Below are 24,631 nucleotides of genomic sequence, written 5' to 3' on the forward strand. Positions count from 1 at the left end.
CCTACTTGAGCAGTAGGAGAGGATGGTTTTTCCGGCCGGCGGCGGCTAAATTCCTGATCGGTGGGAGTTTCCGGGAGTGGATGGATCGTGGCGGCCGCCGTGCTGGGGGCCGCCACGATCCTCGGCGTCTGGTGGCGCCGGCGGCAGGGGCGGTTCACGGCGGTCGGCACGGCCGTTGGCACGTCTGCGGCGGCCGGCGCGGGCACGTTGCTGCTGTTCACCACGCCCACCTGCACGTCGTGCCACCGGGTGCGGGAACTGTGCGCCACCGTCGGCGTCGGGTACGAGGAGGTTGACGCCTCCGTCGAGGTCGATCGGGCCCGCGCCTTCGACGTGTGGCGCGCGCCGACCCTGTTCGTGATCGACGGCGCGGGCGTCCCCGTCTGGCGGGCCACCGGTGTTCCGGACCGGGACGAGCTGGTCGCGGCCGTCGCGGGAGCGACCAGATGAAGCTGGACCCGCGTGGGCCGCGCTTCGTCGCGGCGGTCACCACCGTGGTGCTCGTCGTGGTGCTCGTCACCGGGAGCGGCTGGCTGGCCCTCGCGCAGACGGCGGTCTTCGCGGCCGGTTCCGTCGACCCGCGCTGGAACCCGTACGCCCTCGCGTACCGGTGGCTCGTGCAGCCCCGCCTGGGCCCGCCGGCCGAGCGGGAGGACGCGGCGCCGGTGCGGTTCGCGCAGCGGGTCGGATTCGTGTTCCTCGCCGTGGCGACGGCCGGTTACCTGAGCGGACTCACCGCGCTGGGCGTGACGTTCGCCGGGTTCGGCCTGGCGGCCGCGTTCCTCAACGCCGTGTTCGGGCTCTGCCTCGGGTGCGAGGTGTACCTGCTGCTGGCCCGGGCGCGGAAGGCCTAACGCAACCGGCGCACGTCGTACCCCTCGTCGACGGCGCCGACGAACTCCTGGCCGCGCATCCGGCACCACGCGGGGATGTCGACGGCCGCCGCCGGGTCGTCGGCCAGAACCCGCACCACGGAACCGATGTCGACGTCGGGCACCAGGCGGGCCAGCTCGATCACCGGCAGCGGGCACCGCTTGCCCCGGCAGTCCAGCACCATCACAGCCCCGTCACCCCGGCCTCCGCCCGCAGCCGCTCGACCACGCCCGGCAGCACCGCCAGGAAGCGGTCGACCTCCCCCTCGGTGGTGTCCCGGTGGAACGACAGCCGCACGTTCCCGTGCGTCAGCACGCCCATCGCCGCCAGTACGTGCGACGGCCGCAGCGTGTCGGCCGTGCACGCCGACCCCGACGACACCGCGAACCCCTCCCGCGCCAGGCCGTGCAGCAGCGCCTCGCCGTCGACGTACAAGCAGGAGAACGTGACGATGTGCGGCAACCGGTCGACCGGGTCGCCCACCACCTCGACGTCCGGCACCGACGTGGACAGGGCCGCGCGCACGCGGTCCACCAAGGCACTTAAACGCGACGACTCGGCCGCAGCGTCCGCGATCACCGCGCGCAGTGCGGCGGCGGCCCCGACGACCAGCGGGATGTTCACCGGCGGCGCCATCGGCCGCCGGTCGGCCCAGCTGGCGCCCTTGCGCACCACCAGGAACCCCACCCCCGCGGGTCCGCCCCACTTGCGCGCGCTCGCCGACAACAGCGACCACCCCGCGGGTACGGCGTGCCGCCCCACGGACTGCGCCGCGTCGACGTACAACGGCACACCCGCCTCGCGACACGCCTCCGCCACCGCCGCGACGGGCTGCGTCGTGCCCACCTCGTGGTTGGCGCTCTGCAGCGCGGCCACGGCGGCGTCCGTGGTGCGCACGGCCGCGGCGAAGGCGCCGGCATCGACCCGGCCGAGACGATCCACGACGACGCCGTGAGCACGCTTTCCGGCGGCCTTGATGACAGCGGAGTGCTCGACGGCCGAGTGCACCACCGCACCGTCGCGCACGACGCCGTTGATGGCGAGGTGGGCGGCCTCGGTGCCGCCGGAGGTGAGGACCAGTTCGTCGGGGCGCGCGCCCACCGCGCCGGCCAGCACCTCGCACGACGCGTCGAGCAGCTGGCGGGCCTGCCGCGCGACCGGATAGAGCTTGCCGGGGTCGGCCCAGCCGGCGTCCTGAGCGGCGAGCATGGCCTCCCGCGCCACCGGATGCAGGGGGGTGGCCGTTGCGGCGTCGAAATAACCGATCACGACACAACGGTACGTTCGGCCCCCACGCCAAACCGGACGACGACGTCGAGTAATGTGCGGACTTGATCGGTTGTTTGCCGTCAAAGGCAGGAGCTCTCAGGTGTTGGCAAGGGAACGCGGGTGGCGCCTGGCCCGGCTCGCCGGCCTGGGAGTCACCGTCGCGGTGCTGCTCTCGGGCTGCTCTTTCGACGAGAGCGTGCGGGGCTTCGGCTGGTTCAAGGGCATCACGCCCGAGGGCCGCCGCATGTACGAGTTGTGGATCGCCGCGTGCATCGCCGCGCTGGTGGTCGGCGTCTTCGTGTGGGGCCTGATCTTCTGGTGCGTGGTGCGCTACCGCAAGCGGGGCGACGAGCTGCCGCCGCAGACCCGGTTCAACATGCCGCTGGAGTTCCTGTACACGGTCGTCCCGATCCTGATCGTGAGCGTGCTCTTCTACTACACGGCGATCGTGCAGACCTACGTCGACAAGCGGGTGCCGAACCCCGACGTCACCGTCGAGGTCACGGCGTTCAAGTGGAACTGGAAGTTCCGGCACGCCCAGATCGACGGCACCGAGGTCACCGGCCAGGGCGGTCAGGAGATCACCACGATCGGCGCCAGCGACTACATCCCGGTGCTGGTGCTGCCCACCGGCCGGCGCATCGAGTTCGTCGAGCACTCCGAAGACGTCGTGCACTCGTTCTGGGTGCCGGAGATGCTGTTCAAGCGCGACGTGTTCCCGGGCAGCATCGAGAACAAGTTCCAGGTCACCATCGAGCGCGAGGGTGCGTTCGTCGGCCGCTGCGCGGAACTGTGCGGCGCCTACCACTCGATGATGAACTTCGAACTGCGCGCGGTGAGCCAGAGCGAGTTCGACCGGTACATCCAGCTCCGCAAGGACGGCAAGAGCACGCCGGAGGCGCTGGAGGCGATCGGCGAGCCCGGGTACGCCACGTCGACGAAGCCGTTCAACCGCGAGCCGGAGCAGCACGAGGGAAAGGGGTGACCCGATGAGAAGCGAGTGGCGGCTTTTCGGAATCATCACGGCCTTCTGCTTCATTGTCGCCGGGATCTACGCCTGGTGGACGAAGGAGATGTCACCGGCCGATCTCGGCGTCGAGTGGGTCGGCACGGTCGGCCTGATCCTCACCGGCCTGCTCACGCTCATGTGCGGCGGGTTCTTCCTGGTGGTGTCGCGCCGCATCGAGCCGCGCCCGGAGGACCGGTCCGACGGCGAGATCGCCGAGGGCGTCGGCGACCTGGGCTTCTTCAGCCCCGGCAGCTACTGGCCGTTCGGCCTGGCGCTCTCCGCGTTCGTCGCGGCGCTCGGGCTGGTGTACATGCAGATCTGGCTGATCCTGGTCGGCGCGGTGGCGATCATCTTCGCCACCGGCGGCCTGCTGTTCGAGTACTACACGGGCTCCCGTCGGGTCGCCGAGTAGCACCTACGCGAAGACGCCCCCGGCCAGGTCCTGGCCGGGGGCGTCCTTTGTCTCGGCCTAGCTGGCGCCCTTGGCCGTGGTGGCGGCGCGGGCCTCGGCCTGCGCCTTCTTCGCGGCGTAACTGTCGATGGTCTCCTTCGACACCGCGAGGCTGCCGAACGTGCTGACGGCCTCGTAGTAGGTCCAGGCGAGCCCGTAGCAGACCGGGCGGACGATCGCGTTGTAGGTGGCGCACTTGCGCTTCAGGTCCTCGTAGAACGCGCTGTCGATGCGGGCCTTGTTGGCGGGGAACTGGCCCATCACCTTGTAGTTGCGGTAACCCCAGTCGTGGCGGTGGCAGGACAGGCGGAAGTCGAAGCCGACGGGCTGGTCCGGGCTGGCCGAGCAGCCGTCGGTGCTCCAGTCGAACGCGTAGGCGGCCCAGGCGCCCTGGTTGAGGCGGGCCGAGTTCCAGGCGGACTGGCTGGTGGCACTGGTCTGGCTGAACTGGCTCATGACCGACAGCTTCTCCGCGGGCGTCACGGCGGCGGCGGCCGTCGCCGGTGTGGCGATGGCGCCGAGCGCGAGCAGTCCGAGGAGGGGAGCGGTGACAATGGCGGCAAGGCGGCGTTTCATGGGGTCACCTCGTATGGCCGGGCCCGGGTAGGGCCATGTGCCGCCATTTTCCGGCCGAGATCGTCCGACGTACAGACGTTGATCGATGAAACTTTCCAACATGCCGGGGCCCGGTAGGCCGGCCCCGGCGTGTCCTCACGTCAGCCGTCGACGTCGGTGACCACGGCGCCGGCCGGCAACGCGAAGTCCGCGTCCGTCACCGTCGCCTGGTACGTGGTGAGCGTCAGCCGCCCGTCCGGCGACTCGAAGTACGCCAGCACCCCCTCGGCCGTGGCGCAGGTGGTGACCACCCGTGCCACCTGCACGCAGTCCGTCGGCCGGCCGGCGATGTCGCGGGCGGTCCGCGTCACGGTGCCGGGCACGCGCGCCGCCAGCCGGCTGATGTAGGCGCTGATCAGTTCGGGCGCGATGAAGTCCGGGGCCAGCACGTCGACGAGGGCCTTGGCGTGCGTGAGCGGGATCCCGTCGGTGCCGGCCGAGCGCACGCAGCCGGGCTTCTCCCCGTTCGGGGTGCGGCACAGGATGTTCGCGTCGGGCCCGGCCAGGTACACGGCGGCGGTGCTCCGGTACGCCCGGCGCGGCGCCTCCTGCACGGCGGTGACGGCCGTACCCTTCGCGGTGGTGTAGCCGGCCGTGTAGGTCAACTCCTGGCCGTCGGCGAGCCCGGCGGCGAAGTCCCGCAGCACCTGCGCGTCGGCCGCCGTGCCCGTCGTCGGGCCGTCGTCGCCACCGCCGCCCCAGCCGAACAGCTTGGTCGCCCCGATCAGCAGCGGCACGGTCAACGCGACGGCCGCGATCACGGCGGCCATCCGCTTCCTTGAACTCGAGTCACTCATCACGGGGCATTCAACGAAAAGCGGGCCCCGGAAGATCCGGGGCCCGCTCCTGGTGCTTCTGTTCGTGCCTAGCGGCTGCCGGAGCCGATCTCCTCGCGCGCCGGCGCGGGGGAGACGGGGGCCTCGCTGGGCCGGTTCAGCTGGGCCGGCGGGGCCGGCTTCTCGATCGGGTAGAAGAAGCCGCGGACGGTGGGCAGCAGCGCACCGAGGCGGTTCATCTTCTTCGGCACCGGGGCGCCCAGGTACTCCAGCTGCGGGTGGTGCCCGTTGTCGCCGGACGCCAGCGGCTGGTGGATCTCCACGAAGCCGCCGTCGGGCAGGCGACGGATGATGCCGGTCTCGACGCCGTGCGCCAGCACCTCGCGGTCGTGCTGCTGGAGCCCCAGCGCGATCCGGTAGGCCACGTAGTACGCCAGCGGCGGCAGGACCAGCAGGCCGATGCGGCCGGCCCAGGTCATCGCGTTCAGGCTGATGTGGAACTTCTCGGCGATCACGTCGTTCGCGCCGGAGAGCGTCAGCACCACGTAGAACGCGATCGCCATTGCACCGAGGCCGGTGCGCCACGGCACGTCACGCGGACGCTGGAGCAGGTGGTGCGCCTCCCGGTCCTTGGTGAAGCGCGCCTCGATGAACGGGTACACCGTCGGCAGCATCGTGAGGACGCCGGGCAGCGCCACCGTCGGCCAGAACAACGGCGGCACCGTGTGGTCGAGGACCCGGATCTCCCACGGCGGGAACAGGCGGGTCGAGCCGTCGAGGAACATGACGTACCAGTCGGGCTGGCTGGCCGAGGAGACCACCGCCGCCTGGTACGGGCCGAAGATCCACACCGGGTTGATCTGGAACAGGCCACCGAGCAGCGCGATCACGGCGAACACCAGCATGAAGAAGCCGCCGGCCTTGAACGCGAACCCGGGGAACATGCGCACGCCGACCACGTTGTGGTTCGTGCGTCCCGGCCCCGGGAACTGGGTGTGCTTCTGCTTGACCAGGAGGCCCATGTGGGCCGTGATCAGCCCCAGCAGCGCGGCCGGGATCAGCAGCACGTGCGCGATGAAGAAGATGGTCAGGATCTGGGTACCCGGGAACTCGCCGCCGAACAGCGAGCTGGCCACCCACGAACCGGCCACCGGGATCGACAGCATGATCGCGTGGGCGATGCGCAGGCCGGTGCCGGAGAGCGCGTCGTCGGGGAGCGAGTAGCCGGTGAAGCCGGCCAGGAAGCCGATCCAGAAGAGCAGCGACCCGATGATCCAGTTGAGCTCGCGCGGCTTGCGGAAGGCGCCGGTGAAGAACACCCGGAACATGTGCAGCACGATCGCCGCCATGAACAGCAGCGCCGCCCAGTGGTGCATCTGCCGCATGAACAGGCCGCCGCGCACCTCGAACGACAGGTGCAGCGCCGACTCGTACGCCCGCGACATCTCGATGCCGCGCAGCGGGGTGTAGGCGCCGTCGTAGACGACCTCCTCCATGGAGGGGTCGAAGAACAGCGCCAGGTACGTGCCGGTGAGCAGCAGCACGATGAACGAGTACAGGGCGATCTCGCCGAGCAGGAACGACCAGTGGTCCGGGAAGACCTTGTTCAGCAGCCGACGCAGGGGCGTGGCCACCTGGAGCCGGTCGTCGACCTCACCGGCCGCCTTGGCCGGTAGCTCGGCGAGGTCGAACTTGCGCTTCTTCATGGCTGGCTCCGCTCACTGCGAGGGCTCCGCATGGTCATGGCCGTTCCCAGAAGCCAGGGCCGACCGGAACCCGGTAATCCGATTTCGCCACGAAGTAGCCGTCCTCGTCTACCTCGATCGGCAACATTGGCAGACGTCGCGTCGCCGGGCCGAAGATCGGCTTGGCGTTGTCGGTGATCAGGAACTGCGACTGGTGGCACGGGCAGAGCAGGCGGTTCGTCTGCTGCTCGTACAGGCTGGCGGGGCAGCCGGCGTGGGTGCAGATCTTGGAGTACGCGACGTAGTTGCCGGACATCGCGTCCTTGTTGACCTCGATGCGGCCGAGGTTGGCGCGCAGTTCCTCGGCGTCCTGCTGGCGCAGGTGGATCAGCAGCGTGGGCGAGTCGGCGTGCTGGTTGGTGTCGCCGTGCGGGATGCCCGGGAACACTGTGATCTGCCCACCGACGCTGATTTCTTCGGGCCGGATCGGGGTCTGGTTCTCGCGGACGAGGCGGATCAGCTCACCGTCGGGACCGGGCTTGAACCCGGTGCTGTGGTACATGTCCTCGTCGTGCGGGTCGTTGACCAGGCCGCCGAGGGCCACCACCGGCACGACCGCCATCGGGGCGAGGCCCAGCGCGATCGCACCCTTGAGCAGCGGACGGCGGCCGATGGCGGTCTCATCGGCCATGTTCAGCAGCGTGGCGCCGGTCATGACGCGCTCGTCGGTGGGCGAGGCGCCGTCGTGCCGGTCCTGCACCGCCACTTCCTCCGGCAGCAGCTTCCGGGCGAAGACGATGACCGCCGCGCCGATGCCGAGCAGCGCGAGCCCGAGGGTCAGCCCCAGCAGTGGCGTGTAGTAGTCGGCCTCGCCGTGGCCGGGCTCGAACTTCCACGGCCACCAGCCGAAGATGACCACGAACGCGGTGGCGGCAGCACCGGTGAGCAGGAAGAAGAACGCGATCGTGCGCTCGACCCGCTTCTCGCCCTTGGTGCCGCGCACCGGGAACCGGGGCGCGTAGTGCACGATCTCGACGCCGTCCCGCCGGGCACCCTCGCGCACGAGGTCGAACCGGGTCAGGTTCGGGTCGTTGACGTCGAACTCCGGCTCTTCCAGCGGGTCGTTCCTGTGCTTCGTGTCGACGGTCACGACTTCCCCGCAATCCACAGCGTCGAGAACACCAGCAGGACCATCCCGACCAGGAAGATGACCAGCGCCTCGGGCACCGGACCCAGCCGGGCCAGGCCGAAGCCGCCCGGATCCTTGTCCTTCTGCAGCGTCGTCACGTAGCCGATGACGGCCCGCTTCTCGTCCGGCGTGAGCTGGTTGTCACCGAACACCGGCATGTTCTGCGGACCGGTGAGCATCGCCGCGTAGAGCACGCGGGGCGACACGTTCTCGAGCGAGGGCGCGTACTTGCCCGAGGAGAGCGCGCCGCCGCCCAGGCCGAACCCGTGGCAGGCGGAGCAGTTGATGCGGAAGATCTCGCCGCCGCGGGCGATGGCCTCGTCGCTGGTGTCGACCAGCTCGCCGCCGGGGATCTCCGGGCCGCCGCCCAGCGCCTGGATGTAGGCGCCGATCTGGCGGGCCTGGTCCCACGTGTACAGCGGGGGCTTCTCCTCGGCCTGGGCCTCCTGCTGGGCCATCGGCATCCGACCGGTGCCGACCTGGAACTCCACCGCGGCGGAGCCGGCGCCGATGAGGCTGGGACCGCGCCCGGGGACGCCTCCCGCCTGCGGGCCGTGGCAGGTGACGCAGGTCGTCTCGTACAGGCGCTTGCCCTGTTCGGCGGCGGTGGACAGCGGCGGGGTGTCCTCCGCCCGCGTGATGCCCGGAGCCATCGCCGTGTACAGGCCGCCCACGATGGTCAGCGCCGCGAGCAGGCGCACGGTGGCGCCCAGCCGTCGGCGCAGCCGACCTGGCGGCCGGCGGAACGCCGGTATCCCAGGGGTCTGCTCGTCGGCGCGGTCGCCGGCGAGCGCGCTGCCCGGGTCGCCGGCGCGGTCGCCGGCGAGCCCGCCAGCGGGCTCACCCGGCCGACGCCGACCCAGTTTCCAGCTCATAACCTCACCTTGGCATGGAGTTTTCACGTGCGCGCTCGTACTTGAGACGATGCGTCGTTTCAAAACGTGACGTCAGATGAACGGCAGAATGTAGATCATGAAGAAGAGCGCGATCCACACGATGTCGACGAAGTGCCAGTAGTAGGAGACGACGATCGCCGCCGTTGCCTGCGCCGGGGTGAACCGGCCCATGGTCGTCCGGATCATGTAGAAGATGAACGCGACCAGACCGCCGGACACGTGCAGGCCGTGGAACCCGGTGGTCAGGTAGAACATCGACCCGAACCCGTCCGAATTGATCTTGATGCCCTCGTGCACCAGGTTGCGGTACTCGTTGGCCTGGCCCAGCACGAACGCCAGGCCCATCACGAACGTGAGGAAGAACCAGCGGCGCAGGCCGTGCACGTCACCGCGCTCGGCCGCGAACACCCCGATCTGGCAGGTGATCGACGACGCCACCAGGATCACCGTGAACGTGAGCGCATACGGGACGTTCAACGTCTCGGAGTGGTGGGCCCACTCCTCCGGCATCGCCGCGCGGATGGAGAAGAACATCGCGAACAGCGCCGCGAAGAACATCAGTTCGCTCGAGAGCCAGACAATCGTTCCGACGCTGACCATGTTCGGCCGCGTCAGCGAGTGGATCTGGTTCTTGGCGATGCCATGAGCCGCAGTCACGCGGTCATTATGTCGTCTGCGAGATCCCCAGGCTGCGCGGGGGCCATATGTCAAGGTCCGTGCCGCACAATCTCCCCCCGGAGGGACCCCGCGTGGTCACGGGAATAACCTGAGTCACGTGGAGTACACCGAGGTTCTCGCGCACGGCGGCGAACTCGGTCCGCCGTCCGCCGCCACCCTGTTCGCGCTGCGGCCCGGTTCGTGGCTGGCGCTGGCGCTCCTCGCGGCAGCGGCGCTGTACTGCTACGGATGGTGGCTGCTGCGGGCCCGCGGGCACCGCTGGCCGGTCGGTCGCGGCGTCGCGTTCCTCGGGCCGGGGCTCGGCGGCATCGCGGCGGTCACGCTCACCGGGGTGGGTACGTACGACACCACGCTGCTGAGCGTCCACATGATCCAGCACATGGTGCTGTCGATGGTCGCGCCGATCTTCCTCGCGCTGGGGGCGCCGGTCACGCTGGCACTCCGCGTGCTGCCGAAAAGATTCCGTGACGCGCTGAGCGCCGTCCTGCACAGTCGGGTCGCCCGGGTGCTGGCGAATCCGCTGGTCGCCTACGCGTTGTTCGTGTTCACGCCGTTCGCGCTGTACTTCAGCGGCCTGTACGAGCTCACGGTGCGGAACGAGTGGGTGCACGAACTCGTGCACGCGCACTTCATCCTCGTCGGCTGCCTGTTCTTCTGGCCGCTCATCGGGGTCGACCCGCTGCCCGGGCGGTGGCCGTACCCGGCCCGGGCGCTGCTGATGGTGCTCAGCACGCCGTTCCACGCCGTTCTGGGGCTCACGATCATGCAGAGCACCACGCTGATCGGCGGCGACTGGTACCCGTCGCTGGGGCTGAACTGGACCGACCCGTTCGAGGACCAGAAGCTCGCCGGCGGCATCCTCTGGGCCGGCGGGGAGGCGGTGAGCATCACGATGCTCGCGGTCCTCGTGGGGCAGTGGATGAAGGCCAGCGACCGCGAGGCGCGCCGCGTCGACCGCCAACTCGACCGGGAAGAGGCAGAGGAGCGCGCCCGGGCCGAACGCACGACGGGTACGATCCCCGCGGGTTGACACGACAGAAAGCGATCCGATCATGACTTCGACGGTGCTGCTCTACAGCGACGATCCGCACGTGCGTGACCGCATGCGCCTGGCGATCGGTCCGCGCCCGGCGAAGGACCTCGAAGTCGAGTTCGTCGAGTCCGACTCGTACGCCGACACGGTGCGCCTGGTCGACGAGTACGACGTCGACCTGCTGGTGCTCGACGGCGAGGCCGCGCCCGCCGGCGGTCTCGGCATCGCCCGTCAGCTCAAGGACGAGATCGACGACTGCCCGCCCACCTGCGTGGTGATCGCGCGCGCCGCCGACCGGTGGCTGGCCGCGTACGCGGCGGTCGACGCGACGCTGGTGCACCCGCTCGACCCGGTGCTCACCACCCAGGCCGTGGCGACCCTGCTGCGTCAGCGCTCCGAAGGACTTCCCGTCAACCGTTAGAGCACTCCAACCCCCGGAGAAAGCCTCATGGGCGAGCGCACCTGGCCGAACCTGCTCGCCGCGTTGCTGCGCGGCGACGAACTCGCGACCGCCGACACCGCGTGGGCCATGAACGAGATCATGTCGGGCAACGCCACCGGCGCGCAGATCGCGGGCTTCGCGATCGCGCTGCGGTCCAAGGGGGAGACCCCGGCCGAGATCGCCGGCCTGGTCGAAGCGATGCTCGGCCACGCGGTGCGGGTCACCCTGCCCGACACCGTGCGCACCGGCGCGGTCGACATCGTCGGTACCGGCGGCGACCGCAGCCACACCGTCAACATCTCCACGATGGCGGCGCTGGTGGTGGCCGGCGCCGGCGTGCCGGTGGTCAAGCACGGCAACCGCGCGGCCTCCTCGTCGTGCGGCGCGGCCGACCTGCTGGAGTACCTGGGCGTGCCGCTGGAACTCGGCCCCGACGAGGTGGCCACGTGCGTCGCCGACGTCGGCATCGGGTTCTGCTTCGCCGCCCGGTTCCACCCGAGCTACCGGCACACCGGCGGGCCGCGGCGCGAGTTGGGCGTGCCGACGGTGTTCAACTTCCTCGGCCCGCTCACCAACCCGGCGCAGCCCACCGCGGCCACCGTCGGCTGCGCCGACCGCGCCATGGCGCCGGTGCTGGCCGAGGTGTTCGCCCGGCGCGGCGACACGGTGGTGCTGGTCCGCGGCGAGGACGGGCTCGACGAGTTCACCACGCTGGCGCCCACCCGGGTGTGGGCGGTCAGCGGCGGCAGCGTCACCGAGCAGGTGATCGACGCGACCGATCTCGGCATCCCGCGGGCGCCCGACCTGAGCGCGCTGCGCGGCGCCGACGCGGAGTTCAACGCGGGCGTGGCCCGCCGGCTCCTCGACGGCGAGACCGGCCCGGTGCGCGACGCGGTGGTCGTCAACGCGGCGGCGGCGCTTGCGGCCCGCGCGGGCTTTGGTGACGACCTGCCGGGCGCGCTGCGCGCGGGCATCAAGCGGGCCGAGAACTCCATCGACTCCGGTGCGGCGAAAACCACATTGGACGCGTGGGTCGCGCGCGCGAAGTCACTCGTCGCCTGAGCCGCCCGCCCCCGGGCCGAACGCGGTGATCCTGGCCACGACGGGTGCGCTCATGCGCGTCCACGTGAAGTGGTTGCCGGGGGCGCCGAGGTCGGCCGCCGTGATGTGCGCCCGCTCGACGGGCGCCACGCCGACGAGCCCGAGGTAGTTGTCGACGACGGGTGCCGGCACGAGGTCGTCGCCCTCGAAGCTGATCGCCAGCACCGGCACGCTCAGCTTGGCCAGCGCCTCGTCGGCGCCGGGCAGGTTGCCGTATCCGCCGGTGCGGGCGGTGCGCGCCCAGTCGGTCATCACCCGGCCGGCCTGGCGGCCGCCGAAGCCCCACCCCGGCCACACTCCGAGCACGGTCGACGTCGCGGCGATGTACTGGGTCATGCCGAGCAGCCCGTACCGCCGCCGGCCCGGATACGCGCGCCAGTACGGGATCGCGGCGGCGACCAGCACCACGCCCGTGATGCCGGCCGGATCGTTCGCGGCGTGCAGCAGCCCGAGCTGCCCGCCGAGCGAGTGGCCGACGAGCAGGAGCGGACGGCCGGCCCGGCGCTCGGTGAGGGCGTCGCAGACGGCCGCGACGTCGTCGACGAGATCGCTGTAGCCGTAGCGCGTCGCGCGACTGGGCCGGGGCGTGCTGGCGCCGTTGCCGCGCAGGTCGAGCGCCAGCACCGCGAACCCGACCGCGTGCAGTTCGGCCGCGAAGTGCCGGTAGTACCGGGCCGGAACGCCCATCGCCGGCAGGATCAGCGCCATCGGCGCGGTGCCGTCGTCGGGGTAGCTGTGCAGGGCGAGGATGTCGCCACCCGGGCGGGGCATGGTCTCGACGGTCGGTTCCACGTCGGAAGCCTAGGTTACCTCTGGGTAGCTCGACCACCGCCGGTCGCCTCAGTCGGCGACAAATCAGCTGCTGCCAGATAGCTTGGCGGTCATGAAGCCAGCCGACATCGCCTCCGCCCGCATCCCGGGCCGGCCGGCAGTGAACCCACGCGGTGACACCGTCGTGGTCGCCCTGTCGCACATCGATCTTGACGCCGACGATTACACGAGCCAGCTGTGGATCTCTCCGGCTGACGGCTCCGCTCCGCCCCGCCGCCTCACCGGCGGCTGGCGCGACGGCGCACCCGAGTACTCGCCCGACGGCGCCTGGATCGCGTTCCTCCGTGCCGTGCGCGGCGACGACGGGGAAACCGGCAAGCCGCAGCTGTGGATCCTGCCGACCGCGGGTGGCGAGGCCCGGAAGGTCACCGACGAGAAGCTCGGCGTCGGCGAGTTCACCTGGGCGCCCGACTCGGCCCGCATCGCCTACGTGGCGCGGGTTCCCGAGGAGGGGCGCTACGGCACCCGGGACGGCGTCGACGCCGGCAAGGAACCGCCGCGCCGGATCGGCAAGCTGTTCTACCGGGTCGACGACCTCGGATTCCTGTTGGACCGGCCGCGCCATGTCTTCGTCACCGGCATCGACCCCGCCGATGAGCCGGTGAAGATCACCGACGGGCCGTACGACCACTCCGCCGTCGCCTGGTCGCCGGCCGGCGGTCTGCTGGCGTTCGTCGCCGCCCGGCACGAGACGTGGAACGACGACCTCGTCTCCGACGTCTGGGTGTGCGCCGAGGACGGGTCCGGTCTTCGCGCCGTCACCGACGGGACGCTCTCGTCCAACCAGCCGCAGTTCACGCCCGACGGCACCGGCGTCTGCTTCCTCGGCACCGAGGCCGACGACTCGGTGATCGCCACGGAGAGCCTCTGGTACGTACCCACCGACGGCGGCGCACCGGCCCGCCGGCTCACCGACCGGGAGAAGTACCACATCGCCTACCCCGGCGGACACGTCCAGCCGGGCGACGACGGGGTCCTGTTCCCCAACGAGCAGCGCGGCGCCGTCGAACTGCTGCTGGTGCCCTACGACGGCGGCGAGCCGACGGTGCTGGTCGGCGGCGAGCGGCAGGTCGCCGGCTACCACCGCGTCGGCGACACGCTGGCGCTGACCCTGGCCGACGCCGGCAGCTGGGGTGAACTGTTCGTCGGCGAGCGGAAGCTGTCGTCGTGGAACGAGGGCACCACGTCGTTCCCGATGGAGGAGATCACCGGCTCCGCGCCCGACGGCTACCCGGTGCACGGCTGGATCGTGCGTCCGGCCGGCGAAGGGCCGCACCCGGTGCTCCTCATGATCCACGGTGGGCCGTTCACCCAGTACGGCTGGCGGCTGTTCGACGAGGCCCAGGTCTACGCCGGCGCCGGGTACGCGGTGGTGATGGGCAACCCGCGGGGCTCGTCGGGGTACGGCGAGGCGCACGGCCGGGCCGTCATCGGCGACGTCGGCGACGTGTGCGGGGCCGACCTGATGGCCCTGCTCGACCAGGCGCTGAAGGCCGAGGACCTGGACGGGTCCCGGGTCGGCGTGCTCGGTGGCTCCCACGGCGGCTTCATGACCACCTGGCTCGCCGCCCGGCACCCCGAACGGTTCAAGGCGGCCGCGTCGGAGCGGGCGGTCAACGCGATCGACAGCTTCACCGGCTCGTCCGACATCGGCTGGTTCTTCACCGAGGCGCTGTGGACCAACGACCCGGCCAAGAGCCCGCTGACGTACGTCGACCGGATCACCGCGCCGATGCTGATCATCCACTCGGAGCAGGACTGGCGGTGCCCGGTCGAGCAGGCGCAGCGCCTGTTCGTCGCCCTGAAGCGCCGCGGTGCCGAGGTGGAGATGCTCCTGTTCCCCGGCGAGGGACACGAGATGTCCCGGACCGGCCTACCCAGCCACCGGGTGGCCAGGTTCGACGCGATCGTCGAGTGGTTCGACCGCTGGCTCTGAGGCTGTTCGACCCGACGCGGGCTGGCAGCCGTCAGTCCGCGTCGGGGAAGCCGATCGCGAACGCCTCTTCGAGGTCGTGCCGGGAGTAGGCGCGGAACGCGATGTGCGTGTCGGTGGCCGTCACACCCGGGGTCTTCGAGATGTTGCCGGCGATCACCTCGGCGATCGCCTCGAACCTGGCGACCCGCACGATCGCGATCAGGTCGATGCTGCCGGCCACCGAGTAGACCTCGCTCACCCCGTCGATGTTCGCGAGGTTCTCGGCAACCTCCGGGATCGCGTCGGTGGCACAGTTGATCAGGACGATGGCGGTGATCACCCGAGGTCTCCTTCAGCATGGAGTAGGGCGGCGAGCGCGGCGCGAATCATCGTACGGCGACCGTGAGCCCGCCGCCCGCGCGGATCGCGTTGTCGAGCACTTCCCCCGCCGCGACGGCGGCCCCCGGCCACACCACGGCCGACCGCACCGGCCCGGCCACCACCGCGCCCGCGCCGATCACCGCGTTCGTCACCGGCGCGGTGACCACCGCCGTGGGGTCGACCAGGGAACCCGGCGCGGCGGCGTGCAGGTTCGCGGCCAGGTAGGTCTCCGGGGTGCCGGTGTCGAGGTAGGTGCCGTCGAACGGCACCACCTCCAGCCGCCCGGCCCGCTCGGCCGGTCGCCACGCGGTGCGCACCAGGTCGCCGCGCTCCACCGGCAGGTCGCGCACCACCGTCCAGGGCAGCAGGGAGAAGCCGGCGAACCGGTAGGGGCCGAACTCGGCCGGCCGGTCGCCGGCCGGGACGCCGAGGATCCGCACCGTCCCGCCGTCCCAGCCGTCGACCATCCCGGCGATGTCCGGTCCCGGCGCCCGGGTGGCCGACGAGAGGTAGGCGTCGGCGTTGCCGACCAGCACCCCGCGTCCGTCGATCCAGTCGCGCAGCCGGGCCAGCCCGCCCGACGTCCCCCACGGGTCTCCCGGCTCGACACCGACGAACGCCCGCGTGCCGACGTGCGCGACCACCTGCGACCCGAGATAGCAGGCGTTGACGGCCGCGTCGAGACCGAGGGCCGTGACCCGGGCGAGCGCGCGGTCGAGCAGCGGCACGTTCCCGACGGGGCACAGCGCCTTCGGCAGGTCCGCCGTGAGCGGGCGCAGCCGCGTCCCCTCACCCGCCGCCAGGACGACCGCGCAGACGTCGCTCACGCCCGCGTCTCCGGGTAGGCGGCGTACGGGCCCATGCCGTAGTAGCCGAGCAGTTGCGAGGTGGGCACGGTCAACGGGGGCAGCGCGTCGACCGGGTGGAACGCCGCCTCGTAGACCTCGGCGCCGTCGACGTTCGTCTCGGTGCCGGGCGGAACCGTCGCGAAGAACACGCAGTCGATCCAGCCGGCCCGGTGCACGATCGCGTTCGGACTCCCCGGTTCCAGGTCGCCCTCGTCGAGCCGGATGCCGCTCTCCTCGAACAGTTCCCGGGCGGCGGTCTCGACGGGACGCTCACCGCGGTCCATCAGGCCGGCCGGCAGCGACCAGCCCGTGCCCGGCGGCTGGCGCAGCAGCAGAAGCTTGTCGTCGGTGGTCTTCACCAGCACGACGGCGCCCACGGTGAACCGCTGTTTCAGCAGCCGCACGATGCGGCGCCGCCACCGGCCGGGCAACCGGTAGAACGCGGCGTAGAACGCCTTACGAGCTACATGCACCGGGCAACGGTAGTGGACTAGTGCGGAGAGTGGTCCACCGCCCGGATCAACCGGTCGACCACGGTGTTCGCGGAGACCTTGTGATCGGCGACGGCCACCAGCAGCGTCTCGAGATCGGGGAAGCCGAGTTGGGTGGCGAGCCGGACCAGGGGAAGGTCGCTGGCCAGCCCGCGGCCGTGCTGGCGCAGGGCCAGGCCGACGGCGACGCGGCCCAGGCGCACCTTGTTGGCGATGGTGACGGTCTCGCTGCGCTTCTCGAACCAGCGGCCGATGTGCAGCCGGGCGTGCGGGGTCTTGACGAAGTCGAGCCACTCCTCGGACGGGCCGCCCTCGTCGGCGCCGTTGTCGCGGGTGATGATCTCCACCGAGTCGCCGTCGGCAAGGATGGACGACAACGGCACCAGCCGGCCGTTGATCCGCGAGCCGATACATCGGTTGCCGGTGTCGGCGCTGAGCGTGTACGCCAGGTCGATCGGCGTGGAGTCGGACGGCAGCAGCACCGGCCGCCCGGTCGACGTGAACACGATGATCTGACCCTCGGAGAGGTCGCACCGCAGCGACGCCAGGAACTGGCCCGGCTCGGCGGCGGCGCTCTCCCAGTCGAGCACCCGTTGCAGCCAGTCCAGCTGCTCGGCGCGGGCGGCGGGCCCGAAACCGGCCCGGCCCTGCGGGTACCGGAAGTTGACGGCGACGCCGTACTCGGCGCTCAGGTGCATCTCGTGGGTGCGGATGAGCACCTCGACCGAGCGCCCGTCGGGGCCGATCACGGTGGTGTGCAGCGACCGGTAGAGGTTGTTCTTCGGTGACGCGATGAAGTCCTTGAACCGCCCGGGTACCGGCCGCCATCGGCCGTGGATGATGCCGAGCGCGGCGTAGCAGTCCATGTCGTCGCCCTCGACCTGCACCACCAGACGGGGGAGGTCGTGCGGCTCGGAGTGCCGCCCGGCCACCGTGTCCTTCCAGATCGAGTACAGGTGCCGGGGTCGCACGGTGATCTTGCAGTCGACCCGGCCGTTCTTGAGCTCCGTGGTGAACGCCGACCGCGCCCGCTCCAGGTACTCGTCCCAGCCCTCGCGCTGGGTGAGGTACTCGGTGATCAGCGCGTACCCGCTCGGGCTGAGCGCCTTGAGGATGCAGTCCTCGAGGTCACGCTTGATCACCTGGATGCCGAGCCGGTCGCACAGCGGTACCAGCACGTCGCGGGTGGCCGTCGCGATGCGCTGCTGGCTCTTGGTGGACCGGGCGTCGAGCGTGCGCATGTTGTGCAACCGGTCGGCCAGCTTGATCACCAGCACCCGCACGTCGCGCCCGGCGGCGATGATCAGCTTCCGCAGCGTTTCGGCCTCGGCGGCCTCGCCGAAGAACAGCTTGTCGAACTTGGTGAGCCCATCGACGATGAGAGCGACTTCGGGGCCGAAGTCGCTCTCCAGTGCGGCGATCGTGTAGCTGGTGTCCTCCACCGTGTCGTGGAGCATCGCGGCCACCAGCGTCACGGTGTCCATGCCCAGGTCGGAGAGGATCGCGGCGACGGCCACCGGGTGGGTGATGAACGGCTCACCGCTCTTGCGCATCTGGCCGCGGTGCATGCGCTCGGCCGTCTCGTACGCGTGGCGCACGATGCCCGGGTCGGCGTCGGAGTGGATGCTCCGGTGCGTGCGGATGAGCGTCGACACCGGATCGGTGTCGGTCGACCACGGCAGCAGGGACTTCAGCCGGCGCGTGAGGGCGCTCTCGCCCGAGCCGTCGGCGGGTGCCGGCGCGTCGGGCGTCTCCTTGGCGGGGACGGCCACCGCGAGGCCGAGTTCGGTCGCGGCCACCGACGGGTCTCCGCCGTGATGACCGTGTCCGCGCGCGGGCTCACTGGTGCCCCGATGGTCGTGCCGGTCGGGAGGCGTGTTCAGGCGCCAGCCGTTGTGGGCGATTCCGGGGTCCACCGGTGGCACCTCCTCACCGTGCCGGCCGGGTGGGGCGCACCGGACGACGTTTCGGGGCGGGCAGCAATTCCTTCCAGAGTAGTAACTGTCTCCGCGCCCGATCGGTCATTTGCGTATGTGCGAACGTCGGATGCACGAAGCACCCTCAAGGCGGTAATTCACCCCGTAGTGGACGAAATAAGTGCAACAAACCGGTTACGAGGGGTGAGATCGACCCGATTCGTCATGATCGCGCCGCGGTTCACTCATGTTCACGGCCGGCGTGAATCGCCGCGTCGGCCATCGCGAGGAGCGATCTCCACCGTCCCGCGCCCCGTGCGGGTGACATCCACCCCCGCTCGTCGATCCGGACCAGCCGGGTCTCCGGGCGTTCGAGCCACGCCAGGATCCGCTCACCCTCCTCCGGGGTGGCGGCCGGCACCGGACCCGGACCGGGCAGCACCGTCTCGGCGGTGGCGAGCAGCGTGTCGATCGTGCGGCGCGGATGCTCGCCGGCCGGCGACACCCCCGCCGCGACCAGCCGGCCCCGCCGGACGATCGACAGCTCCCAGCCGCCGGTGGCGGCCGGCCGGGCGGCGACCACCTCGGTGAGCACGGTGAGGCCGGCCAGCCGCTGCATGCGCACCGCCGCCCGGAGGAACGCGATGAGCCGCGACCGGACCGCGGCGGCGTCTTCGTACCGCTGCTTCTCCGCGAGCCTTCCGATGCGTTCCATGAGCCGCTCGACCACCTCGGCCGGATCCTCCCGGGTGGCGCTGCGGAACGGCTCGGCGACGCGCGCCTCGTACTCGTCGACGGAGATGCCGTGTTCGCAGGGCGCCGGGCACCGACCGAGTTCGGCCAGCGCGCAGGCCGGCGACCTGGTCTTCTTCGACAGCTTCTTGGTGCACTGGCGCATCGGCAGCGCGTCGTAGACGCCGGCCGCGGCGAGCTCGGCGGACCGCTTGGACGCGAACGGGCCGAGGTAGGCGGCCCCGTCGTCGGTGATCTTCCGCACCAGCGACAGCCGTGGGTAGGCCTCGACGGTCAGCTTGAGCCAGACCACCCGCTCGGGGAACTTCGACCGCCGGTTGTAGGGCGGTTTGTGCGCCGCGATCAGGCGCAACTCGCGGATCTCCGCCTCCAGCGAGTGGGCGCACTCGATCGCCTCGACCCGCTCGGCGGCGGCCAGCATCTCGCTGATGCGGGCCCGCTTCTCGGCGGCGGTGAAGTAGCTGCGGACGCGCGTGGCGATCGACGAGCTCGTCCCCACGTACAGCGGCCGGTCTTTCCTCCCCCGGAACACGTATACGCCCGGTTTGTCGGGCAGGTTCTCGGCGAGGTGCTTCTTCTTCCGCTGCTCGGGGCTGATCGCCTTCACGAACTCCAGCGCGTCGCCGAGCGTGTGCACCCGGTGGCCCGACAGCCGCGCGATCAGGGCGTGCAGGACGTCGACGGTGGCCCGCGCGTCGTGCAGCGCCCGGTGGCACGGCTCGTTGGGGACCCGGAAGTGCCTGGCCAGCGAGCTGAGCTTGTGGTTGGGCACCTCGCCGGAGATCAGGGTGCGGCGGGCCAGTTGGGCGGTGTCGAGCACCAACGGCTTCGGCCACGCGTAGCCGAACTCGGCGCAGGCGGCCTTGAGGAAGCCGGTGTCGTAGGGCGCGTTGTGGGCGACCCAGACGGCGCCCTGGGCAAACTGCAGGAAACCGGGCAGAACCTCCTCGATCTTCGGCGCAGGTAACAACATGGCCTCGGTAATGCCGGTGAGGACCGTGATGAACGGTGGCAGCCGCTCGGTGGGGTGGACCAATGTGGCGAACTCGCCCAGAACCTCCCCGCCGCAGACCTTCACCGCCCCGATCTCGGTGATGCCGCCGCCGCTGGGGGCGCCCCCGGTGGTCTCCAGGTCGACGACCATGAACGTGGTGGCGAACAGGGAGGCCGCGCGCGGATCGTCGAACAGCGCGTCCAGGGTGAGCTGCACGGGCGGACGTTATGCGAGGGGTACGACATTCCTGCGTCGGGTGCGCCGTTTGGACTGCCCGGCTTTTGATCGGGACGTGTGGGGCCTCGCGGTGCGACACTGGGGAGTATGTCGTCGTCGACCGGCTCTGACGGCCCTGCTGAGCAGGGCCTGATCGATCCTGTCCTCGACGAGTCCTACGAGCCCGACCCGGTGTTGCCCGACCCGGTACGCCAACGGGTCACCACCCTGGCCGCGGCCGTCCTGGGAAATTTGCCAGCCGACGAGCTGCCGATCTCCCTGCGCCGGGTGGCCAAGTTCGCGCCGAACCGTCGGGCCAAGCTCGGCGGGCCGCTGATCGCGGCCCAGATCGCCACCGACTCCCTGCTCCGGCAGCGCCTGGCCACGAAGGTGGTCGAGGGCGCCGGTGAGCTCGGCGCGGCCGTGGCCGAGGGGACGCCGCCCGGAGCGGCCGACCCCACCGAGGTCGCCGCCCTGGCATATCTGTGCCGGCCACCCGCGTGGCGCGAGCTGATCGGCACCGCCACCGACGCCATGCGCGCCGAGGCCGAGCAGGCGCTCGCCGCCGCCCAGGTGCGCGAGCTGGAGCAGCGGGTCGGTCGCGCCGAGCACGACCGCACCGTCGCCCGCACCGAGGCCGAGAAGCTCCGCGACGAGCTGGCCCGCCTCCGCGAGGAGGCCGGCGGCCTGCGTGACGACGTCCGGCGCCTCACCCGGTCGGTCCGCGAGCTCGAACAGCGCGAGCGCAAGGCCGCCGATCTGCTGGCCACCGAGAAGGGACGCGCGACGCGCGCCACCGCCGACCACGACGCCGAGGTGCGGCGCCTCCGCGCCCGGCTGGCCGAGGCCGAGTCGCAGGCCGGCGCCGCCCGCATCAGCGCCAAGGAGGCCCGCGCCAACGACGACGCCCGCCTGTGGCTCCTTTTGGAGACGATCGGCCAGGCGGCCGTCGGGCTGCGCCGCGAGCTGGCTCTCGAACCCACCGACCGGCTGCCCGCCGATTTCGTCGCCGACACCGCCGCCGACCGCCCCGAGGGGGCCATGCCGGCGCGGGCCCGCGCCCTCGACGCCAACGACCCGGCCCGCCTCGACCAGCTGCTCGACCTGCCGAAGGCGCACCTCGTGGTCGACGGCTACAACGTCACCAAGGCCGGGTACGGCGAGCTGTCGCTCGAACAGCAGCGCAGCCGCCTGATCACCGGGCTGGGCGGCATCGCCGCACAGACGCGGGCCGAGGTCACGGTCGTCTTCGACGGGGCCGAACGCATCGTGGGCCTGCCACCGGCCCCACGCGGCGTGCGCGTCCTCTTCTCCAAGAAGGGCGAAACCGCCGACGACTTGATCCGGCGCCTGGTTCGCGCCGAGCCGGCCGGCCGCCCCGTCGTCGTCATTTCCTCCGACCGCGAAGTGGCCGACGGCGTCCGCCGCCACGGTGCGTATCCGCTGAGCTCCAACGCCCTCCTCCGCCGGTTGGGCCGCACGTAGCGGCCATATCACCTCGGCGTCACGCGGTTTTGTCATACCCCCCACGTAACGTGCGGTGCAGATGGCGATCGCGGAGGAGGAGCGATGCTCGTCGACTGCACGAAGTGCCCCCGTCGCGGAACTGGCTGCGACGGTTGCCTGGTGGCGGCGTTGTACGAGCCGCCGCCCGAGGTCGAACTGCTCGACCGTGACGAACTCTGGGCGATCGAGACGCTGGCCCGGGCGGGGTTCGAGGTGACCCTGCTGGAGCCACCGTCGGTGAGCGCACCGGTGGCGGAGCAGGGGCCGCCGCCGTTGCGTCTCGTTCGTGGTGGTGGCGCGGCGGCCTGACCTGTCGCGGTTCGTCGTCGGGTGGGGCGCCGCCTTCCCTAGGGTCGGGCGGCGCCTCCCACGGGACGGCCGGCCCCATAGGATGGCCGGCGATGTCTCATCGGGTGTTGGCCGCGTCTGTGCTCGGGTTGCTGCTGGTGGCGTTGGCGACCGTGCTCGTGCTCAGGGTGCCGTGGAGCAGTGCGCCGGCGCCGCGGGCGGATCAGGTGGCGGCCCTGCAGAGTCTGCCGGCCGACGCCGTGGCCAAGGGCCGGGCGTTCCACTCGGCGCTGCGGCCGGGCACGTACGGGGCGCTCGTGGTGGCGCTGCTGTTCGCGGTGGTGCTCGGGCTCACCCCGCTCGGTGCGCGGCTGGTCGAGCTGGTCGGGCGGCCGTTCGGCGGGCACTGGCTGGCTCAGGCGCTCCTCGGCGGGCTGGCGATCGTGCTCATCGGGGAACTGGTCACGCTGCCGTTCGCGGCGTGGCGGCAGAGCGTCGTCAGGGAGTACGGGCTGTCGACCCAGACGTGGGGTGGATGGCTGGTCGACCTGCTCAAGGGGTACGCGGTCGGCGCGGTGATCGGGGGAGTGGCGCTGGTCGGGTTCTTCACCGTCACCAAACTGTTCCCGCGCTGGTGGTGGGCGGTCGGTGCGGTCGGGGCCGCGGTGCTGATGATGGTGCTGACGTTCGTGTTCCCGGTGCTGGTCGAGCCGGTGTTCAACAAGTTCACCCCGATGGAGGCGGGCCAACTGCGTACCGACCTGCTCGCCCTCGCCGAACGCGACGGCGTGCCGGTCAAGGACGTGCTGGTGGCCGACGCGTCCCGGCGGACGCGGGCGGTGAACGCGTACGTCTCGGGGTACGGGGCCACCCGGCGGATCGTCGTCTACGACACGCTCCTGGCCGAGGTGTCGGAGGCCGAGGTGCGCAGCGTCGTCGCCCACGAGCTGAGCCATGCCAAGTCGAACGACGTGCTCACCGGCACCCTGGTCAGCGCGCTCGGGGCGGCCAGCGCCGTCCTGATGATCTACCTGCTCGGCGCGTGGACGCCGCTGCTCCGGCGGGCCGGCGTCGACGACATCGGTGAGCCGCGGGCGATCGCGTTGCTGCTGGTGATCGGCACCATCGGTGGGCTGCTGGCCGGGCCGGCGCAGGGGTTCGTCTCGCGCAAGGTCGAGAGCCGGGCCGACACGCACGCGCTCGAGCTCACCGGCGACCCGGCCACCTACGAGTCGATGATGACCCGGCTGGCCACGGTCAACCTCAGCGATCCCGACCCGAACCCGGTCGAGCAGGCCCTCACCGGCTCGCACCCCACGGCGGTCGAGCGCATCGCGATGGCCCGCGCCTGGGCACGGGCGCACTGATGGGCCGCACGCTCCTCGTCACCAATGATTTTCCGCCGCGACCGGGCGGCATCCAGATCTTCGTGCACAAGCTCGCGGTGCGGCTGCCGAAGGACGACCTCGTGGTCTACGCGTCCAGCTGGAAGGGCGCCCGGGAGTTCGACGCCGAGCAGCCGTTCGAGGTGGTGCGCGACCGCACGTCCGTCCTCCTGCCGACCCCGCGGGTGGCCCGCCGCGCCGCGGACCTCGCCCGGGCGCACGGCTGCGACGCGGTCTGGTTCGGCGCCGCGGCACCGCTGGGCCTGCTCGCGGCCGGCCTGAAGAAGAAGGGGATCGAACGGGCGGTCGCGCTGACGCACGGGCACGAGGTCGGCTGGGCGGCGCTGCCCGGCGCGCGGCAGATGCTCGGACGCATCGGCCGGCACGTCGACGTCTCGACCTACCTCAGCGAGTACCAGCGGGTGCGGCTGGCGCCCCTGCTCAGGAACCTCGAACGGCTCACACCCGGCGTCGACACCGACACGTTCCACCCCGACGTCGACGGCAGCACGGTCCGCGCGAAGTACGGGCTGGGTGACCGGCCGGTGATCGTCTGCGTGTCCCGGCTGGTGCCGCGCAAGGGCCAGGACATGCTGATCCGGGCCCTGCCGCTGGTCCGGGCGAAGGTCCCCGACGCGGCGCTGCTGATCGTCAGCGGCGGCCCGGACCGCGATCGCCTCGGCACGCTGGCGAAAGGGCAGGAGAAGGACGTCGTCTTCACCGGTTCGGTGCCGTGGACGGCGCTGCCCGAGCACTACGCGGCCGGCGACGTCTACGCGATGCCGTGCCGCACGAGACGACGGGGTCTCGACGTCGAAGGGCTCGGCATCGTCTACCTGGAGGCGTCCGCGACCGGCCTGCCGGTGGTGGCCGGCGACAGCGGTGGGGCGCCCGACGCCGTCCTCAAAGGCGAGACCGGCTACGTGGTCGACGGGCGCGACGTCGCGGCGATCGCCGACCGCCTCACCACCCTGCTGCTCGACCGCGACCTCGCGCGCCGGATGGGACAGGCCGGCCGCGCCTGGGTGGAGAAGCAGTGGCAGTGGGACACGCAGGCCGACCGCCTCGCGCAGCTGCTGCACCCGTGAAC

The 24,631-nt window shown here is 71.3% G+C and carries 26 protein-coding genes; 12 read left to right on the forward strand and 14 right to left on the reverse strand.

Translation table 11 applies throughout. The features are described from left to right. The first annotated feature begins 60 nt into the window (after positions 1–60). Both Vau01_RS45050 and Vau01_RS45055 read left to right on the forward strand, forming a co-directional pair. A complete protein-coding gene (locus Vau01_RS45050; protein WP_204006484.1) occupies positions 61–450 on the forward strand; it encodes a glutaredoxin family protein in 390 nt (129 codons plus the stop codon). After that, entirely contained in the window at positions 447–854 is a 408-nt protein-coding gene (locus Vau01_RS45055; RefSeq protein ID WP_204006485.1) for a DUF4395 domain-containing protein, read from the forward strand. The genes Vau01_RS45050 and Vau01_RS45055 overlap by 4 nt, the downstream gene beginning before the upstream one ends. Here the strand turns inward: Vau01_RS45055 and Vau01_RS45060 are convergent. Together Vau01_RS45060 and Vau01_RS45065 are read right to left on the reverse strand one after the other, a co-directional pair. After that, a complete protein-coding gene (locus Vau01_RS45060; RefSeq protein ID WP_204006618.1) occupies positions 851–1,057 on the reverse strand; it encodes a sulfurtransferase TusA family protein in 207 nt (68 codons plus the stop codon). The two genes, Vau01_RS45055 and Vau01_RS45060, sit on opposite strands and share 4 nt — an antisense overlap. Further along, complete coding sequence (locus Vau01_RS45065; RefSeq protein WP_239152358.1) at positions 1,057–2,142, reverse strand: cysteine desulfurase family protein; 1,086 nt, start codon at positions 2,140–2,142, stop codon at positions 1,057–1,059. The genes Vau01_RS45060 and Vau01_RS45065 overlap by 1 nt, the downstream gene beginning before the upstream one ends. Positions 2,143–2,194: 52 nt before the next feature. On the opposite strand from Vau01_RS45065, the gene ctaC reads away from it, so the two are divergent. Next, positions 2,195–3,127 (forward strand): aa3-type cytochrome oxidase subunit II, encoded by a 933-nt coding sequence (gene ctaC, locus Vau01_RS45070; protein ID WP_204006486.1) that lies wholly within the window; start codon positions 2,195–2,197, stop codon positions 3,125–3,127. A 4-nt stretch (positions 3,128–3,131) separates the two neighbouring features. Next, on the forward strand, positions 3,132–3,563 hold the full coding sequence (locus Vau01_RS45075) for a cytochrome c oxidase subunit 4 (RefSeq protein WP_204006487.1): 432 nt from the start codon (positions 3,132–3,134) through the stop codon (positions 3,561–3,563). Positions 3,564–3,620: 57 nt separating this feature from the next. On the opposite strand, the gene Vau01_RS45080 is transcribed toward Vau01_RS45075, so the two are convergent. The 6 genes from Vau01_RS45080 to ctaE form a co-directional block, all read right to left on the reverse strand. Continuing rightward, positions 3,621–4,178 carry a phospholipase gene (locus Vau01_RS45080; RefSeq protein ID WP_204006488.1) on the reverse strand — a complete coding sequence of 186 codons (558 nt, stop codon included), beginning with the start codon at positions 4,176–4,178 and terminating at the stop codon, positions 3,621–3,623. A 140-nt stretch (positions 4,179–4,318) separates the two neighbouring features. Further along, the gene (locus Vau01_RS45085; RefSeq protein WP_204006489.1) at positions 4,319–4,987 is read right to left on the reverse strand and encodes a hypothetical protein; all 669 of its coding nucleotides are present in this window, start codon (positions 4,985–4,987) and stop codon (positions 4,319–4,321) included. Positions 4,988–5,082: 95 nt separating this feature from the next. Continuing rightward, positions 5,083–6,699, reverse strand: coding sequence for a cytochrome bc1 complex cytochrome b subunit (gene qcrB / locus Vau01_RS45090; RefSeq protein ID WP_204006491.1), 1,617 nt, complete (start codon positions 6,697–6,699; stop codon positions 5,083–5,085). A gap of 34 nt (positions 6,700–6,733) precedes the next feature. Further along, positions 6,734–7,828 (reverse strand): cytochrome bc1 complex Rieske iron-sulfur subunit, encoded by a 1,095-nt coding sequence (gene qcrA / locus Vau01_RS45095; RefSeq protein ID WP_204006493.1) that lies wholly within the window; start codon positions 7,826–7,828, stop codon positions 6,734–6,736. Beyond that, positions 7,825–8,742 carry a cytochrome bc1 complex diheme cytochrome c subunit gene (gene qcrC / locus Vau01_RS45100; RefSeq protein ID WP_204006495.1) on the reverse strand — a complete coding sequence of 306 codons (918 nt, stop codon included), beginning with the start codon at positions 8,740–8,742 and terminating at the stop codon, positions 7,825–7,827. The genes qcrA and qcrC overlap by 4 nt, the downstream gene beginning before the upstream one ends. A gap of 72 nt (positions 8,743–8,814) precedes the next feature. Continuing rightward, entirely contained in the window at positions 8,815–9,420 is a 606-nt protein-coding gene (ctaE, locus tag Vau01_RS45105) for an aa3-type cytochrome oxidase subunit III (protein ID WP_204006497.1), read from the reverse strand. Positions 9,421–9,538: 118 nt separating this feature from the next. Between ctaE and Vau01_RS45110 the strand changes: the two genes are divergently transcribed. The 3 genes from Vau01_RS45110 to trpD are packed head-to-tail and all read left to right on the forward strand — an operon-like array spanning position 9,539 to position 11,978. Then, positions 9,539–10,471 (forward strand): cytochrome c oxidase assembly protein, encoded by a 933-nt coding sequence (locus Vau01_RS45110; RefSeq protein WP_373320397.1) that lies wholly within the window; start codon positions 9,539–9,541, stop codon positions 10,469–10,471. 22 nt (positions 10,472–10,493) lie between these two features. Beyond that, positions 10,494–10,895, forward strand: coding sequence for a response regulator (locus tag Vau01_RS45115; RefSeq protein WP_204006499.1), 402 nt, complete (start codon positions 10,494–10,496; stop codon positions 10,893–10,895). A 27-nt stretch (positions 10,896–10,922) separates the two neighbouring features. After that, positions 10,923–11,978, forward strand: a complete 1,056-nt coding sequence (trpD, locus tag Vau01_RS45120) for an anthranilate phosphoribosyltransferase (protein WP_204006501.1) — start codon at positions 10,923–10,925, stop codon at positions 11,976–11,978. Here the strand turns inward: trpD and Vau01_RS45125 are convergent. Further along, positions 11,964–12,788 (reverse strand): alpha/beta hydrolase family protein, encoded by an 825-nt coding sequence (locus tag Vau01_RS45125; RefSeq protein WP_373320403.1) that lies wholly within the window; start codon positions 12,786–12,788, stop codon positions 11,964–11,966. The two genes, trpD and Vau01_RS45125, sit on opposite strands and share 15 nt — an antisense overlap. Before the next feature lie 112 nt (positions 12,789–12,900). On the opposite strand from Vau01_RS45125, the gene Vau01_RS45130 reads away from it, so the two are divergent. Next, complete coding sequence (locus Vau01_RS45130; protein ID WP_204006505.1) at positions 12,901–14,784, forward strand: S9 family peptidase; 1,884 nt, start codon at positions 12,901–12,903, stop codon at positions 14,782–14,784. Positions 14,785–14,815: 31 nt separating this feature from the next. On the opposite strand, the gene Vau01_RS45135 is transcribed toward Vau01_RS45130, so the two are convergent. The 5 genes from Vau01_RS45135 to Vau01_RS45155 form a co-directional block, all read right to left on the reverse strand. Continuing rightward, positions 14,816–15,103, reverse strand: coding sequence for an Lrp/AsnC ligand binding domain-containing protein (locus tag Vau01_RS45135; RefSeq protein ID WP_204006507.1), 288 nt, complete (start codon positions 15,101–15,103; stop codon positions 14,816–14,818). 46 nt (positions 15,104–15,149) lie between these two features. Next, positions 15,150–15,971, reverse strand: coding sequence for a nucleotidyltransferase family protein (locus Vau01_RS45140; RefSeq protein WP_204006509.1), 822 nt, complete (start codon positions 15,969–15,971; stop codon positions 15,150–15,152). Further along, on the reverse strand, positions 15,968–16,465 hold the full coding sequence (locus Vau01_RS45145; RefSeq protein WP_204006511.1) for an NUDIX hydrolase: 498 nt from the start codon (positions 16,463–16,465) through the stop codon (positions 15,968–15,970). The genes Vau01_RS45140 and Vau01_RS45145 overlap by 4 nt, the downstream gene beginning before the upstream one ends. Before the next feature lie 17 nt (positions 16,466–16,482). Next, on the reverse strand, positions 16,483–18,255 hold the full coding sequence (locus Vau01_RS45150; protein WP_204006620.1) for a RelA/SpoT family protein: 1,773 nt from the start codon (positions 18,253–18,255) through the stop codon (positions 16,483–16,485). A gap of 385 nt (positions 18,256–18,640) precedes the next feature. Continuing rightward, complete coding sequence (locus Vau01_RS45155) at positions 18,641–20,362, reverse strand: DEDD exonuclease domain-containing protein (protein WP_204006512.1); 1,722 nt, start codon at positions 20,360–20,362, stop codon at positions 18,641–18,643. Positions 20,363–20,470: 108 nt separating this feature from the next. Here Vau01_RS45155 and Vau01_RS45160 point away from each other — a divergent pair, with 108 nt between their 5' ends. The 4 genes from Vau01_RS45160 (at position 20,471) to Vau01_RS45175 (ending at position 24,629) form a co-directional block, all read left to right on the forward strand. Next, complete coding sequence (locus Vau01_RS45160) at positions 20,471–21,847, forward strand: NYN domain-containing protein (RefSeq protein WP_204006514.1); 1,377 nt, start codon at positions 20,471–20,473, stop codon at positions 21,845–21,847. Between the two features lie 141 nt (positions 21,848–21,988). Continuing rightward, entirely contained in the window at positions 21,989–22,177 is a 189-nt protein-coding gene (locus Vau01_RS45165; RefSeq protein WP_239152361.1) for a hypothetical protein, read from the forward strand. A 92-nt stretch (positions 22,178–22,269) separates the two neighbouring features. Then, positions 22,270–23,523, forward strand: coding sequence for a M48 family metallopeptidase (locus Vau01_RS45170; protein WP_204006518.1), 1,254 nt, complete (start codon positions 22,270–22,272; stop codon positions 23,521–23,523). Further along, on the forward strand, positions 23,523–24,629 hold the full coding sequence (locus tag Vau01_RS45175; RefSeq protein ID WP_204006519.1) for a glycosyltransferase family 4 protein: 1,107 nt from the start codon (positions 23,523–23,525) through the stop codon (positions 24,627–24,629). The genes Vau01_RS45170 and Vau01_RS45175 overlap by 1 nt, the downstream gene beginning before the upstream one ends. Positions 24,630–24,631: the final 2 nt, after the last annotated feature.

Source organism: Virgisporangium aurantiacum (genome assembly GCF_016863635.1).
Classification (GTDB): Bacteria; Actinomycetota; Actinomycetes; order Mycobacteriales; family Micromonosporaceae; genus Virgisporangium; species Virgisporangium aurantiacum.